The following is a 13,619-nucleotide window of genomic DNA, read 5'->3' as shown; positions in this document are numbered from 1 at the left end:
ATTCGCCGTGACGGACCCTTCCGCGGGATGGGCCGCGAGAATGGGAGACGATGACGATGCCGACACCGGGTGAAAAGCTGCGTGCGCTGATCGAGAACGGCGAGCACTTCGTCGCGGCCGAGGCCTATTCGGCGATCACCGGGCGGGCCGTTGAACATGTCGGCTTCAAGGCGGCCTATCTCGGCGGCCATGCCTGCTCTGCTTTCCACTACGCGGTGCCGGACAATGGCGTGTTCAGCCAGGTCGAGATGATCGAGCAGTCGGGCCGGATCGCGCAGGCCATCGACATCCCACTGATCGTCGATGCCGACACGCTGGGCGAGACGGTGGCGGATGCCTATCACTTCACGCGCCGCTATGTGGCCGCCGGGATCGCCGGCTATCACGTCGAGGATGAAGTGAATCCGAAGCATTCCAAGCACGTCAACGGCCTCTGCTCGATCGAGGACATGCAGCTGCGGATCGAGGCAGGGGTGAAGGCGCGGGGCGATTCCGGCCTTGTGATCATCGCCCGCTGTGACGAACTCTATACCGTGGCCAACGGCGGCGGTGGCAGCGGTTCGGTCGAGGAGGCGATCCGGCGCGGCAAGGCCTATGCCGAGGCGGGGGCCGACGCGATCGTTTTCGCCAGCGCGCCGCCGGAGCAGCAGGCTGAAGTGATCCCGCACATGCCGATTCCGGTCTGCACGCTGGGCTTCAATCTGCCGAACACGGCCTTCACGCTTTCGACCGGCTGGGGCTGGGTCTCGGCCGCGGTGGGCCATCTCCGGATGGCGCGCGAACTGATGGAGACCGGTTCAGTGGCGAGTGCAATGAACGCATTCACCAACTTCCCCGAGAAGTACGACCTGATCGACCAGAAGCTTTATGACGATCTGATCGTCGAATGGGCAGAACGCACCGGACGGCCGACAAGGCCCAACCACGCGCGCTAGACGGGCAGGGGCTTCCTCATCGGGAAGCCCCCCGTGTTACCACTCCGTCGTCCCCGCGCAGGCGGGGATCGCGCTTTTTTCTATTTCGCCGATTCGGCAACGCCTTCAGGCAGTGCCAAAACCTCAAGCCCCTGTGCCGGATCGAGATAACGCTTTGCCTCCGCCTGCACATCGGCGGCGGTCAGGGCAGCCAGCCGGTCGTGCGCCCGGTGGAAGCGGTCGATCCGGTCGCTTTCGGTCTGGGCACGGTCAACCAGCGAGAGCCACCCGCCATTGCTCTTGAGCGCGTTCTGATAAGCTTCGAGCAGCGGCTGGCGCGCGCGCTGCAGTATGTCGTCGCTGATCGGCGCCTTCCGCAGCGCGGTCATGACCACGCCGATCGCCTTGCGCGCGGCCGGAACGTCGGCAACGTCGATCGAGGCAACCACCGCGAACGTGCCGTAGCCCTTCCAATGGCGTGAGAGCGAGACGCCCGCCGTGGGGGAATAGGCCTTGCCCAGCGCCTGGCGCAGGCTGTCGGTCAATTCGATGCGGACCACGCGTTCGAGCAGTTGGAGCTTCAGCGATTCCACCGGATCCGAATCGTCGCGTGTCGGCCATGTCACGCGCAGCATCGCCTGATCGGCGGGGCCGGTGTGGCGGACCACGTGCGGGGTGCGGTCTGCCGTGAACGTGCGCGGCGGCTGGTCGCCGTAAGAGCGGAATGCAGATTCGCGCGCGGGCAGGGCGCCGAATGTGCCCGCGACCATGGCGATGGTCTTGTCCTCGTCGATGTCCCCGACCACGCCGATTTCGATAGCGCCGTGTACCAGCCTGTCGCCGATATCACGGCGCAACTTATCGAAGGTGACGGCGCGATAATCCTCAACCTTGCCGAGGCTGAAGCGGGGGTCGTTGTCCGAGATGATCGTGCTGAGATCGGCCTGAAGCGCCGAGGCCGGCGTTGCGCGCAGTCGGGCAAAGTAGGTGTTGATCTGTTGGCGATATTGCACTTCGCCTTCGGGTCGGAAACCCGGATCGGTGATCATGGCGGTCAACAGTTGCAACTGGAGTTCCAGATCGCGCGGTGTGGTGCCGTCCTGCGCCACGAAGCTCGCCTCGCCATTGCTCATGCCGATGCCCAGCGTGTGGCCCGCCATGATCGTATCGAGTTCGTCGCGGCTGTGCTTTCCGAGGCCGCCTTCGTCGATATAGGGCACCATGTCGGTCGCGCGCGGATTGTCCTTGGTGTCGAGCATGTCGCCGCCATCGATGGCGAGGCTGACGTCGACGCGGTCCTTGACGATATCGGTATGCTTGAGGTTGAGCATGACGCCATTGGCGAAGCGCACCTCGCGGATGCCCAGCACCGGATCGCGCGTATCGGATACGACCGTGCCGGGCTTGCCGAAGTCGGTATAGGCGAAGGCGGCCACTGCGCCGGCTTCCTCCGTGGCGATCGGCGCGCGCATGGCCTGCTGCCAGGCATCGCGGATCGTTTTCTCGCCGCCGGTGGGCGCGGTGCGGCCCTCGAACCGGATCAGCGGCTCATCGAGCGCGATGGCTTCCCGCTTGAGCGCGGCGAGCACGGCGTCCGGCTTGATCTGCGGAGCAAAGGCCACGAAGCGGTCGAGCACCGACTTCGGCGTCCCGGGGACCTGCCGATCATCGACCAGCGAGAGCGCGGCGGCGGCGAGCGCGCCATTGCTGCGGGTGGCGGCGGAGCCGGCGGCATCGGTGAGCGAGGTCCGCAACTGGGCGACCTGCTCGGCAATCTCGGCCTCGGTGAAACCCTGGGCGAGAGCGCGGCGATATTCGCGCGCGGCGGCCTCCAGCGCGGTTGCCCACTTGCCGTCGACACTGTCGATGATGAGGCGCGTCGAGCGAGCGGCCTTGAACATGTCGCCGGTGCCGAAGCCGGCGCCCCGGAACGGCGGCTCGGCGGTGCGCGAGAGGCGTTGGAGGCGGCGGTTGATCACATCGTAACCGATCGAACGCAGAAGGTTTTCCTGCCGCTGGGCCACGCTGTCGGGCTCATCGAGCCAGGCGCCGTTGCGCTGGATCACAAGGCGCTCGGAGAGGGCAGGATCGATCCAGATACCGGTGCGGCCCTTGTCTCGGCCGTCGACGGGCCCGGCATCGGGCTGCGCTTCCGCCGGTCGCGGAGCCCAGTCGCCGAACCGGCTGCGGATCGCGGCTTCGACCACATTCGCGTCGAAATCGCCGATCACCACCAGCGTGGCGTGAGCAGGCACATATTCGCGCGTGTAGAAGGCACGCAGGGTCTCCGCCGTGGCGCCGTTCAGCGTCTCGGCCGTGCCGATCGGAAAGCGGCGAACATAGCGCGAGGCGGGATAGAAGAAACCGGATTGGGAGACGACATTGCGGTAGGAAAACGTGTTGCGGTCACGCATTTCCGAGAAGATGACGCCCCGTTCGCGTTCCAGCGCGGATTGCGAGATCGTCAGCTCGCTCGCGGTTTCGCGCATGAGCATGAGCGCCGTATCGAGCAAGTGCTGGTCGGCGCGGGGCAGGTCGAGCTTGTAGACAGTGCGCTCGAACGTGGTCGAGGCATTGGTATCTGCCCCGAAGGCCAGGCCCTCACGCTCCAGCAGCGGCACCATCTGGCCTTCGGGAACGTGCGTGGAACCTTGAAACGCCATGTGTTCGAGGAAGTGGGCAAAGCCTTGTTCACTGTCGCTTTCATCAAGCGATCCGGCCGCGACATCCATGCGTACAACGGCGGTGCCGGCAGGGGTGGCATTGTGGCGGATCACATAGCGCATGCCGTTGGCAAGGCGTCCGAAGCGGAAATCCGGATCCACCGGCACGTCGCTCTTCTCGAAAGCCCAGCTGGTGTCGTCGGGTCGGGGAGCAGACGCGGGGGCAGGCGCTTCCTTCGCGGCCAGCGGAAGCGGGGCAAGAACGATGAGAACGGCGATCAGGGCGGTACGCATGGGCGTTGGAGTGCCCCACCGGGCCGAACTCCACAAGCCGGAGTTCCGCAGCCCCCTGTTAAAAAACGAAAAGGCCCGGCGTGCCGTGGGGCACGCCGGGCCTTTTCAACGTGTTCGCTTGCGCGCGGCTTACTTGCCGCGCAGCTTGCGGTGCTTAGACAGGTCGAAGACTTCGCTCGGGCCGTTGTCGTCCTGAAGCAGGCCGAGGCGGCGGGCGACTTCCTGATAGGCCTCTTCCTCACCGCCGAGATCGCGGCGGAAGCGGTCCTTGTCCAGCTTTTCGCCGGTGAACATGTCCCACAGGCGGCAGCCGTCGGGGCTGATTTCGTCCGCGAGGATCACGCGGCTGTAGTCGCCGTCCCAGATGCGGCCGAATTCGAGCTTGAAGTCCACGAGGCGGATGTTGATCGCCGCGAACATGCCGCACATGAAATCGTTCACGCGGATGGCCATCGCGGCGATGTCCTGCATCTCCTCGTTGGTGGCCCAGCCGAAGCAGGCAATGTGCTCTTCGGCGATCATCGGATCGCCCAGCGCATCGTCCTTGTAGTAATATTCGATCAGCGTGTGCGGCAGCGGCTCACCCTCAGGGATGCCGAGGCGCTTGGAGATCGAACCGGCGGCCACATTGCGCACCACGACCTCGATCGGGATGATCTCGACCTGGCGGACCAGCTGCTCGCGCATGTTCAGGCGGCGGATGAAGTGGTTGGGCACGCCAATGTGGTTGAGGCGCGTGAACACGTACTCGCTGATACGGTTGTTGATCACGCCCTTGCCCTGGATCGTGCCCTTTTTCTGCGCGTTGAACGCAGTGGCATCATCCTTGAAATACTGGATCAGCGTGCCGGGTTCGGGGCCTTCGTAGAGGATCTTGGCCTTGCCCTCGTAGATCTGGCGGCGACGGGACATGCGTGTTCGTCCTTGAATGGGTAAAAGAGCAAGCCACGGCGCGCGGGGCGTCGCTGGGCGACCGCGCAGCCGGGGCGTTCGAGCGGGCATATAGTTCAATGGGGGGCAAAAGCAAACCGGCTTGGTTGCAAGGGCTGACAGGCCGGTACAATCGAAGCGGCGGGGGGTGATACAGGGCGGGACGGAGGCAGGGATTGCCGATGCCGGAGGCGGGGGCTATCCGCTTGAGCGAACCCATTTTGGGCCGTGATGGCACAAGGAAGGCAGGGCACATGACTGTCACGATCCGTGCTCTCACCGGCAGCGAAATCCTTGCCGCAATGGACGATCTGGCGCGCCTGCGGATCGCGGTCTTCGCGGAATGGCCCTATCTCTACGACGGCGATCCCGGTTACGAGCGGGACTATCTTGCCGCCTTCGCCGCCGCCCCTGACGCGGTTCTGGTGGCCGCCAGCGTGGACGGCCGGATCGTCGGCCTCGCCACCGCTTCGCCGCTCGCGGCGCAGGAAGAGGCGCTGCGGATTCCGTTCGAGGACGCGGGGTTCGATGTCGGATCGCTCTATTATTTCGGCGAATCGGTGCTGCTGCCCGCGTGGCGAGGGCAGGGGATCGGCCATGCCTTCTTCGACCACCGCGAGGCACAGGCGCGCCGCTACGGCGCGGCGGCAGCGACTTTCGCGGCGGTGATCCGCCCGGAGGACCATCCCGACCGGCCGCGAGACTATCGGCCGCTGGATGCTTTCTGGGACAAGCGCGGATATGCGCCGGTCCCGGGGCTTACTTGCGCGCTGTCGTGGAAAGATCACCGCGACAGCGAGGAAACCGCCAAGCGGCTGCAATACTGGATGCGCCCGCTTTAGGCGCGGATCGCGGCGACGAGATTGCGGGCCGCTGCGCTGACTTGATCCCAAGTCGTCACGAAGCCTTCCGGTCCGCCGAAATAGGGGTCGTCGACATCATGGCCTTCCCAGCCCGGCACATGATCGAGCAGCATCGACAGCCGCGCGCGGGAAGAACGTGGCTCCAGTCGCTCCAGGTTGGCGAAATTGCTGCTGTCCATCGCGATGATGTGGTCGAAGCGGGTGAAGTCGGCCGTGACTACCTGCCGGGCGCGATAGCCCGAAATGTCGATGCCATGGCGCAGTGCCTCTGCCTGCGAGCGTGGGTCGGGGGCCTTGCCGATGTGCCATGAACCTGTCCCCGCTGAATCGATCATGAGGTCGAGACCGGCGGCCTCTGCCTCATGACGCATCGCCGCCTCGGCAAGAGGCGAGCGGCAGATATTGCCGAGGCAGACGAAGAGGAAGGAGGGGTACGCACTCATATGCCCGGGCCTAGCGCCGGGGGGCATATGGCTCAACGGCGAATCGGCCTTTTGTGCATCTCAGCGTTGCCGAGTTTCGCGGCCTCCTTCGGCTTGAGATAGCCGAAGGAGGCATTTTGCGCTTCTACTCCGTAGACCAGTAAATTGTCATTGGACCAATCGAACGGTCTGGAGCGCTGTCGAAAACAGCTGCTGAAGCGCCGTCGTAATGTTGTCGGTCGTGGTCACGGTCTGCACTAGAGGTTGCCCATTGGTGCCGGGCGATGCGCAGCTTTGAAGTGCGGTAAGGACTTGGTCGGAAGATCCCGCGCCGCCCGCTGGATAGGGCGACGGAGGAGCTGGCAAAAATGGAGCGACGTTTGTTTGGGACCAAGAGTCGCCAGCGAGCGATTCCGGCAAGTATTGCGTATAAAGCACTGCAATCTTGATTCCCTTGGCCTTGATCGCAGTGCATTGCGTGAGATCACTTGTACGCAGTGGCCCAAAATAACGACCGCCTCCATCAGGCTGATCAAGCATACCATCAGTTACGATGAACAGAATTTTTTGCGGAGTCGATCCGGTCGCACCCGTGCCCGCGGTAGGAATAATCGCGTTCATGGCGGTCAACATATTGGTCATTTCGGTGGATTGGTCGTTGTTGTTCGTGCTGCTGGTGGGCTGGCTGTTTTTCCACCAGTAGTCATCTGCCGGGAAGAGGGATGCGACAGAAAAACCACTGCCATACGTCGCGACGTCTTTCAGAGTGTTCAGCGAGGTTACCGGCGTGCTTTTGCCAGACCTTGTCCAGTCGAAAGAAAACATCTGCGCCCTGTAGGTGACTTGATATTGGGCAGCCTGGTTGGCAGCGAATGGAATCAACTGCGAGGCGGCCGAAACAACATCGTCCTTCCGCAAGGTGAGGCTGGAGGGGCTACCATAAAGAAGCCCGTAATTGTGCGTTAGCCAGTAACCGTCGGCCCAGTATCCAGTGTCGTAAGTTGAGGATCCGAGGTTGTTTTTAGGTCCTGTGGACGTGGAGGTCGTGGAGTTTCCATACTGCGTGACGGTTGTTGTGGTCGTGTCCTGCGACGACATGCTTTTGGTTATTTTAACTGGGCCGCTTGTGCTGTCGGTGATCGAGTAGGTCGTGCTCGTTACAGTCGAGATGCTCTTGGCGGTAGTGGTCGCTGATGTGCCGGATCCCGAAGTCGTCGGCGCGGGGGTTGCAACCGACGTAGACGATGTGTTCATGGGCGTGCCGGAACTGGTGTAAAGAATGCTGTTGGTACTATCGTAAAGATAATACACTTTTTCATTGGAAGATCCCGATGTGTAATAGCTCGTGGACAGCAGAACCTGGCGGTTACTGGGGTCTTTGACATTAATGCTGTCGCTATGCGGCATCTGCTGATGACATGCAAAAGCGCAGCCCGTCACATCTTGAATTTTCTTAATGCCATCCGAAGTCGCAGGCAGAAGCATGGATGGAGAATTGTCCATTGCCAGGTAGAAATCGACGTTGGGCGGCTGCTGCGCGCTTGCGGAAGAAGTGCCGGTTACTGTGAGGGTATTGTGCCCCAGTATGCCGCCAAACAGGTTGATGGATTGCACCGTGTAGCTGATGGTAGCTTTGCGCAAGTAGCCCAAGGCGCCGCTACTTCCGGAGGAAGTGCTTGCCGTGATGGTGGGCGTCATTTGCAAGTTCTGGTAGCCACTCAGTAGAGCGGCCTGTGAATTGAACATGCTCGTTGCGGCAGCGGCCGACGCGCTGTCCGATTGAAGAATCATGGTGGGTGCGACGGCTGCCAGCACGGCAGCGTCGGCCGCTGCATTCAGCTGCGTCCGCAGGCGCATCGCGCGAGCATAATCAATTCCGAAACCTACAGTGAAGGTTAGCGGAACGATTGCAAAACCCATCAAAATCAGCATATTGCCGCGCTGATCGGACTTTAGCTTGGCGAGGCGCCGCACAAATCGCGAAGACATCAATGAAGAGGGCGTCAGTTTCATATGCGCACCTAGTAAAGACGAGGAACCATATAAATGGTCGAGGTCAATTGTGTGGTGTTCAGCGTGACGAAGCTGACCGCCGGTGTGTACGTGTAATTGATCTGCCCTACGAACAGCCAGCCACCTGCGGTTCCGACTTGAGTTTTGGTGCTGGTGCCTGGGGCATAGTTGGTGCAGACATTCGATCCATCCGGAGACGTCGGCACCATGGGCGTGGTGATCATGTTGCTTGGAATACTGACGACGTTGCTTGCCGATTGCGTTGCGCTCGTGGGTAGTGTTCCGGCACTTTGACTCGAAGTTATGGCGGCAACCGTGCTGCCGTCCACATTCTGTGTCTGGGCTTGGGTCCACACCACATAAGCATGCGTCGCATCGCAGACTCTCAGTAGCGAGATCTGCTGTGTGGCGTTGTTCAGCTTGTAGGGTGCCAGGACGACTGCGCTGGCGCTGAGATACGATTTGGCGTCGGCGCTCGTCGGATCGTTGTAGATGATTGTTGGCGACATGGTTCGGCTGACGAGATCGACCAGCGAACGGGTTGCGGTGGCAACCTTGCGATTACAGGCAATCGCATCGGACAGGCCGGTGCCGCCGATGTACAGCAGGAGAAGTACCGGCATGCAGAACGCAAACTCCACAAGGACGGAGGCATTGGTGCTACGTGCCAGGCGCTTCAGCACGAGGTTTGTCCTGCCGAATTGCATGAGAAGTTCTCTGTCGTGAAAACGGAGGTTGCCGTGAGTAGGCGATTGCCGTTGGGCTGATTGATGAGATTGACGCCTAAAGGACCCGCTCCCGTTGGCCACAGGTAGCTTAGCTGCAGGACAATGATGCGGCTTTGGCCGCTTCCACCGGACTGGTAATTGTAGCCCGTGCCGGTCGAGGTCAAAACGCCACTGCTGTTATAGGTGAATGTAGGAGCAGCCGTACTGGCCACGTTATAGGTGGCTGCCGTGGTGACATTCACCGTGAGCTTTGAGCATGAGAGCATCGGCGGCAAAAGCACGGGAATGGTGATGGGGTTGCCGCTCGAGTCAGTGCCGGAAGCGCCGTTGCAGATTGCGTTCTTGAAGTCAGCTGCCGTCAGGCCGTAGGTGCCGTTGGACTGTTTTATCGTCTGTGCGGAACCAATGAGCAGCAGGCGTCCTGCATCCTGTGCTGCCGTTTCCAGCATCTGCTGCGCCAGGAGGATAAGAACGGTGTACATGGTGGCGAGCATGAGCGCGATGAACATGGGTCCGGAGAAGGCAAACTCTATCGCTGCCACGCCGCTGCGGTCTCTCGACAACTCGGTGCCATGTCGGCGAACCGTTCTCAGAACTCGAATGGAACTGCGCAACATCGCCACAAGGCCCCCCTTATGTCCATTTTGGAAGTTCAGGGTTTAGATTTCGTAAATGGCCAGTAACGCAGGGAAAACGGAAGTGTCTGAGGCATTCGGCGCTGGTTCTCGCGGTCCTTCTCACACTCATACCGGAGCCACGCCGACAACTTCTCGGTTACGCAGACTCTGTTCGTCCAGAACAATACCGTGTTCAAGCAGGAGACGGCCAATCCGCTTGACTGATGCATGGGGCGGCCGTCAAACGGCCGCCCCATGCATCAGTTTCGGAGTAGCCAGCCCATGTCCGCGTCCCAAACCGGAGCCCAGCCCCGCGAAGCGGTGGGCCCGAATTATGTGATCGAGGATCTTCGCGCGGCGCAGGCACTCTCGTGGCAGGCGCTCGACCGGATCGCCGCATTGATCCGCCCCGGCATGCGCGAGAGCGAGGCCAATGCAGTCGGTCTCGCCATTCTCGAAGAGCTGGGCATGGAGCGTTCCTGGCATCCCCTGCTGATCCGCTTCGGCAGCAACACGCTCAAGATCTTCAGCGACCGTTCGCAGGGGGACACCGTCCTTGCCGAGAACGACATCTTCTTCATCGACATGGGCCCGGTTTTCCTGGGACATGAAGGCGATGTCGGCGCGACTTATACGGTCGGCGACGATCCCGAGATGCAGGCCTGTGCCGAAGCGGTGCGCACGCTGTTCGACCGCGTTCGCGCAATCTGGGACGGCGGGGCGGTCTCGGGCCGCGCTCTCTATGAACGGGCGGAGGAAGAGGCGCGGGCGATGGGCTGGGTGCTCAATCTCGACATTCGCGGGCACCGGGTGAGTGACTATCCGCATTCGGTGCACAAGGGCGGCAATCTGGGCGACTTCGATGCCGTGCCGGGGACGGGGCTCTGGATCCTCGAAATGCAGATCCGCCATCCGACGCGCCCGTTTGGCGCTTTCCACGAAGACCTTCTGGCCTAACCCATAACGGCAAACGGCCCGCCCCTCGGTGAGGGACGGGCCGTTCGTTTAAAGCGTCTGGTCTCAGTACTTGACGTTCAGCGTCAGGATCGCGGTACGACCCGGAGCCTGGCTGGCGAAGTGTGCCGTGTAGGCCTTGTCGTAGTACAGTTCGTTGAAGACGTTCTGCACATTCAGCTGAAGCTGTGCGATGTCGTTGATCTTGTACGAGGCGCTGGCGTCGAAGCGCCAGTAGCTCGGCACCATGCGGGCGAGGGTGCGCGGCATGGTGATTTGCCCATTGGCCAGAGTAGGCGATCCCACGTTTTGGATACCGCCGTAGATCTTGCTCATGTAGATCGCACCGCCGCCGAGCGTGAACTTCGACGTCACGTTGTAGTTGGTGAACGCGGTGAAGCTGTGCTTCGGCGTGTTCGGGAACGGCGTGCCGGTGCTGGGCGACGGCGTATTGATCGTGACGGTCTGGCCGGTGACGGTGTCCTTGACGGTAACGGGCGCGGAGTTGCCGCCGTCGACGATCTTGGCGTCCATGTAGGTGTAGCCGCCGAAGACGCTCCATTCCGGCGTGATGTTACCGTTGAAGCCGAATTCGATGCCACGGATGCGGCGGTTGCCAACGAAGACGACAGTGTTGTTGTCACCGGTGGTACGCGCGTTCTTGGTTTGGGTCTGGAACGCTGCGAGCGACAGTGAGAGCGTGTTGTCGAACAGGTTCCACTTGGTGCCGACTTCGTAGGACTTGGTCCGTTCGATCTTCAGCGCGTCGGTCAGTTCCTGCGGTGTTGGCGCGGTCGGGGACGTGGGTATCGTGGTGTTGAGCGCGTTGCCTTCGCTACCCTGGCCCAGATACGCGCCCGGAGGCGTCGCGGCGCTGGAGGTCGAGATGTAGATGCTGCTGTCGGCAGTGGGCTTGAAGACCAGGCCGGCCTGGTAGTTCCACAGGTTGTCCGTACGGCTGACATAGAGGCGGTTGGCGGTTGAAGTCGCGGCGAGGCCCGGGCTGACCACGGTCTTGTAGTGGTCGTAGCGGCCGCCGAGGTTCAGCAGCAGATTATCGGTGATGGTGACGGTGTCGAACAGCGAGGCGCCCCAGCTGTCGATGCGCGTCAGCGTGCGGGTCTTGGGCAGGCTGCGCACGATGTCCGTCGGGATGGTCGTCCCGTCGCCGGTGTAGCTCACCCAGGGATCGCTCGGATTCGGGTTGTCGACCGAGGTGCAGTTGTAGCGGGCAACCATGTTCGCGCTGCAGCGGGGGCTGACCGTCGAGCCGGTCGCGATGGCGGTGCCGGTCGCGGCGTTCGACACGTAAGAGCCGGTCGAGGCCTTTTCGCGCGCGAATTCAAGGCTGGCGGCGAAGCTGTTCTTGAGACCGAAGAGGTTGGCATCCCCGAACAGGTCGGTCTGGTTGATCAGGCCCTCGGCATAGCCGTAACGAGTGTTGGCACGGCGCCAGACCTGATTGCCCGGAGCGGTGATCGTGCCTGCGGCATTCTTGACGCCGTAGACGTTGCCCTGCTGGTCGTCCGGCTGGGTGAGGACGTAGTCCTGCTCGCTGCGGCCATAGCGCGAGGTGTTGCGCAGGGTGATGCCGTTGTCGAACTCGTGCTGGGCGCGGATCGTCAGGTTGTTGACGTTGGTCTTGCGGAAATCGCGGTCCTTGAGGCCGTAGAAGGCATCGCGCGGACGGTCGACATCGACACCGCTGATCGTCGTGAAGTGCTCGGCCGGAGCGGTTTCGGTCACGCCGGCGGGGGCGTTGGCCGAAGTGTAGAGATAGGGAATGCCCGAATCCGGCAGTTCGTTGGATTCGAGGTGATAGTAGCCGATGGTCAGGCTGGTCGGGCCATTGAGGCCGAGCTTGACGGAAGGCGCGACGCCCCAGCGCTTCGACCAGACGGCATCGCGGCCGGCAATGTCCTGATCGTGGTACATGGCGGCGAGGCGAACACCGACGAAGTCGTTCAGCGGCTGGTTCACGTCGAGCGTGACGCGCTTGTAGTCGTCGGTGCCGACGCTGCCGCTGGCGGCGGCGAAGCGGTCGGCCGTGGGGGTCTTCGACACGAGGTTGATGCTGCCACCGGCGCTGCCACGGCCGCCCATCGAGCTGTCGGAGCCCTTGACGACCTCGATCTGCTCAACCGCAAAGACTTCGCGGCTCTGCGCGCCGATGTCGCGAACGCCGTCGAGGTAGGTGCTGGCCTGGCTGTCGAAGCCGCGAATGAAGGGGCGGTCGCCCTGCGGGTTGCCGCCTTCGCCGGCGCCGAGCGTGATGCCGGGCACAGTGCGCAGGGCTTCGGTGAGCGAGGCCGAGGCGGTGTCGCGGATGACCTGCGAGGGGATGACGGTGATCGAGCGGGGGGTGTCGACCAGCGGAGCGGTGTATTTGGGGGAATCGACCTTGTCGACCTTGTAGCTATCCTCGTCGATGGCCGTGTCGGTCACGGTCACGCCGCCGAGCTTGGGTGCGCTGGCGGTCTGGGCTTCCTGCGCCAGCGCGGGGGAAGCAGCAAGAACGCATCCCAGCGCGAGGAAGGCAGGCGACGACGAATTGCGGAAACGGGACAGAGACACGAAATTCCCCCTTGTTGCTAATGAGTATCAATTATGCGGCGCTAATGCGAATGATTCGCGATTCATTCAAGGGAAATTTTCGCGGCCCTGCGACAAAGGTGAAATCTGCGACAAAAGTGTAACCATGCGGACGCACCAAGGCGCCCATGGCACTGACCTGCCTCCCAAAAGGTTCCTCGCGGCGATCTATGGGATGCCCATCAGGAAGTGGCACCAGGGCAAGCCGTTTCGCCAAGGTGCGGATTTTCGGGATGGTCACGGCATCGGAGGCGGGGCTCTCACGGTGCACGTTTGCAGCAAGCACGGCTTAAGGAAGGCGATCTTCTGCAAGTTGAAAGCACGGATGGCGGCATGGAGGTCCCCGATGCCAGCTCCCTGATTGGCGTCGATCTGAGGGTGGCTCGGAGCCAACACCCGTCCGGCCATGGGGACAAGCTTCGGTGGAACGGCTGCTACACGATGTTCAGCCACACTCGTCGGTTGGAAGTCGAGCGCGCCGGATCTTCAACCGCAAGGCACTCGTTATAGTCGAGGGGCTGCGACGGACAGGTCGCGCTCAAAAAGAGGCCCGGCCGGCTTGGAAAGCCGACCGGGTAAGGAGGAAGCTTGCAAATTGTGGTGGCCTGCCTTGGGCAGCGCTGTCGGGC

At 62.2% G+C, this 13,619-nt stretch carries 10 protein-coding genes; 3 read left to right on the top strand and 7 right to left on the bottom strand.

The genetic code is table 11. The annotated features are described in order from the left end of the window. The first annotated feature begins 56 nt into the window (after positions 1-56). The gene (locus tag EDF56_RS22320; RefSeq protein WP_132391751.1) at positions 57-935 is read left to right on the top strand and encodes an isocitrate lyase/PEP mutase family protein; all 879 of its coding nucleotides are present in this window, start codon (positions 57-59) and stop codon (positions 933-935) included. Between the two features lie 80 nt (positions 936-1,015). Here the strand turns inward: EDF56_RS22320 and EDF56_RS22315 are convergent, their stop codons facing one another. Together EDF56_RS22315 and purC are read right to left on the bottom strand one after the other, a co-directional pair. Continuing rightward, the gene (locus EDF56_RS22315) at positions 1,016-3,871 is read right to left on the bottom strand and encodes an insulinase family protein (protein WP_132391749.1); all 2,856 of its coding nucleotides are present in this window, start codon (positions 3,869-3,871) and stop codon (positions 1,016-1,018) included. A gap of 129 nt (positions 3,872-4,000) precedes the next feature. Then, complete coding sequence (purC, locus tag EDF56_RS22310) at positions 4,001-4,783, bottom strand: phosphoribosylaminoimidazolesuccinocarboxamide synthase (RefSeq protein ID WP_054441309.1); 783 nt, start codon at positions 4,781-4,783, stop codon at positions 4,001-4,003. A gap of 272 nt (positions 4,784-5,055) precedes the next feature. Here purC and EDF56_RS22305 point away from each other — a divergent pair, with 272 nt between their 5' ends. Continuing rightward, positions 5,056-5,643, top strand: coding sequence for a GNAT family N-acetyltransferase (locus EDF56_RS22305; protein ID WP_132391747.1), 588 nt, complete (start codon positions 5,056-5,058; stop codon positions 5,641-5,643). Here EDF56_RS22305 and EDF56_RS22300 read toward each other — a convergent pair. The 4 genes from EDF56_RS22300 to EDF56_RS22285 form a co-directional block, all read right to left on the bottom strand. After that, positions 5,640-6,107: a low molecular weight protein-tyrosine-phosphatase gene (locus EDF56_RS22300; RefSeq protein WP_132391745.1), complete on the bottom strand. Its 468-nt coding sequence runs from the start codon at positions 6,105-6,107 to the stop codon at positions 5,640-5,642. The genes EDF56_RS22305 and EDF56_RS22300 overlap by 4 nt on opposite strands. 147 nt (positions 6,108-6,254) lie before the next feature. After that, positions 6,255-8,099: a pilus assembly protein TadG-related protein gene (locus EDF56_RS22295; RefSeq protein WP_132391743.1), complete on the bottom strand. Its 1,845-nt coding sequence runs from the start codon at positions 8,097-8,099 to the stop codon at positions 6,255-6,257. A gap of 8 nt (positions 8,100-8,107) precedes the next feature. Beyond that, positions 8,108-8,782 (bottom strand): hypothetical protein, encoded by a 675-nt coding sequence (locus EDF56_RS22290; RefSeq protein WP_132391741.1) that lies wholly within the window; start codon positions 8,780-8,782, stop codon positions 8,108-8,110. Next, a complete protein-coding gene (locus EDF56_RS22285) occupies positions 8,776-9,444 on the bottom strand; it encodes a pilus assembly protein (protein WP_279389732.1) in 669 nt (222 codons plus the stop codon). The genes EDF56_RS22290 and EDF56_RS22285 overlap by 7 nt, the downstream gene beginning before the upstream one ends. A gap of 282 nt (positions 9,445-9,726) precedes the next feature. On the opposite strand from EDF56_RS22285, the gene EDF56_RS22280 reads away from it, so the two are divergent. Then, positions 9,727-10,401 carry a M24 family metallopeptidase gene (locus tag EDF56_RS22280; protein WP_132391737.1) on the top strand — a complete coding sequence of 225 codons (675 nt, stop codon included), beginning with the start codon at positions 9,727-9,729 and terminating at the stop codon, positions 10,399-10,401. Between the two features lie 63 nt (positions 10,402-10,464). On the opposite strand, the gene EDF56_RS22275 is transcribed toward EDF56_RS22280, so the two are convergent. Beyond that, positions 10,465-12,972: a TonB-dependent receptor gene (locus EDF56_RS22275; RefSeq protein WP_132391735.1), complete on the bottom strand. Its 2,508-nt coding sequence runs from the start codon at positions 12,970-12,972 to the stop codon at positions 10,465-10,467. Positions 12,973-13,619: the final 647 nt, after the last annotated feature.

The sequence above is a fragment of the Novosphingobium sp. PhB165 genome (assembly GCF_004341845.1).
Taxonomy (GTDB): Bacteria; Pseudomonadota; Alphaproteobacteria; order Sphingomonadales; family Sphingomonadaceae; genus Novosphingobium.
Note: the sequence above shows the minus strand (reverse complement) of the source record. Positions and strands in the feature narration are given on the sequence as shown.

Excerpts from the sequence above, each read along its gene's own strand:
- EDF56_RS22320 (WP_132391751.1), top strand. The coding sequence starts at position 57 with ATGCCGACACCGGGTGAAAAGCTGCGTGCGCTGATCGAGAACGGCGAG.
- EDF56_RS22315 (WP_132391749.1), bottom strand. The coding sequence starts at position 3,871 with ATGCGTACCGCCCTGATCGCCGTTCTCATCGTTCTTGCCCCGCTTCCG.
- purC (WP_054441309.1), bottom strand. The coding sequence starts at position 4,783 with ATGTCCCGTCGCCGCCAGATCTACGAGGGCAAGGCCAAGATCCTCTAC.
- EDF56_RS22305 (WP_132391747.1), top strand. The coding sequence starts at position 5,056 with ATGACTGTCACGATCCGTGCTCTCACCGGCAGCGAAATCCTTGCCGCA.
- EDF56_RS22300 (WP_132391745.1), bottom strand. The coding sequence starts at position 6,107 with ATGAGTGCGTACCCCTCCTTCCTCTTCGTCTGCCTCGGCAATATCTGC.
- EDF56_RS22295 (WP_132391743.1), bottom strand. The coding sequence starts at position 8,099 with ATGAAACTGACGCCCTCTTCATTGATGTCTTCGCGATTTGTGCGGCGC.
- EDF56_RS22285 (WP_279389732.1), bottom strand. The coding sequence starts at position 9,444 with ATGTTGCGCAGTTCCATTCGAGTTCTGAGAACGGTTCGCCGACATGGC.
- EDF56_RS22280 (WP_132391737.1), top strand. The coding sequence starts at position 9,727 with ATGTCCGCGTCCCAAACCGGAGCCCAGCCCCGCGAAGCGGTGGGCCCG.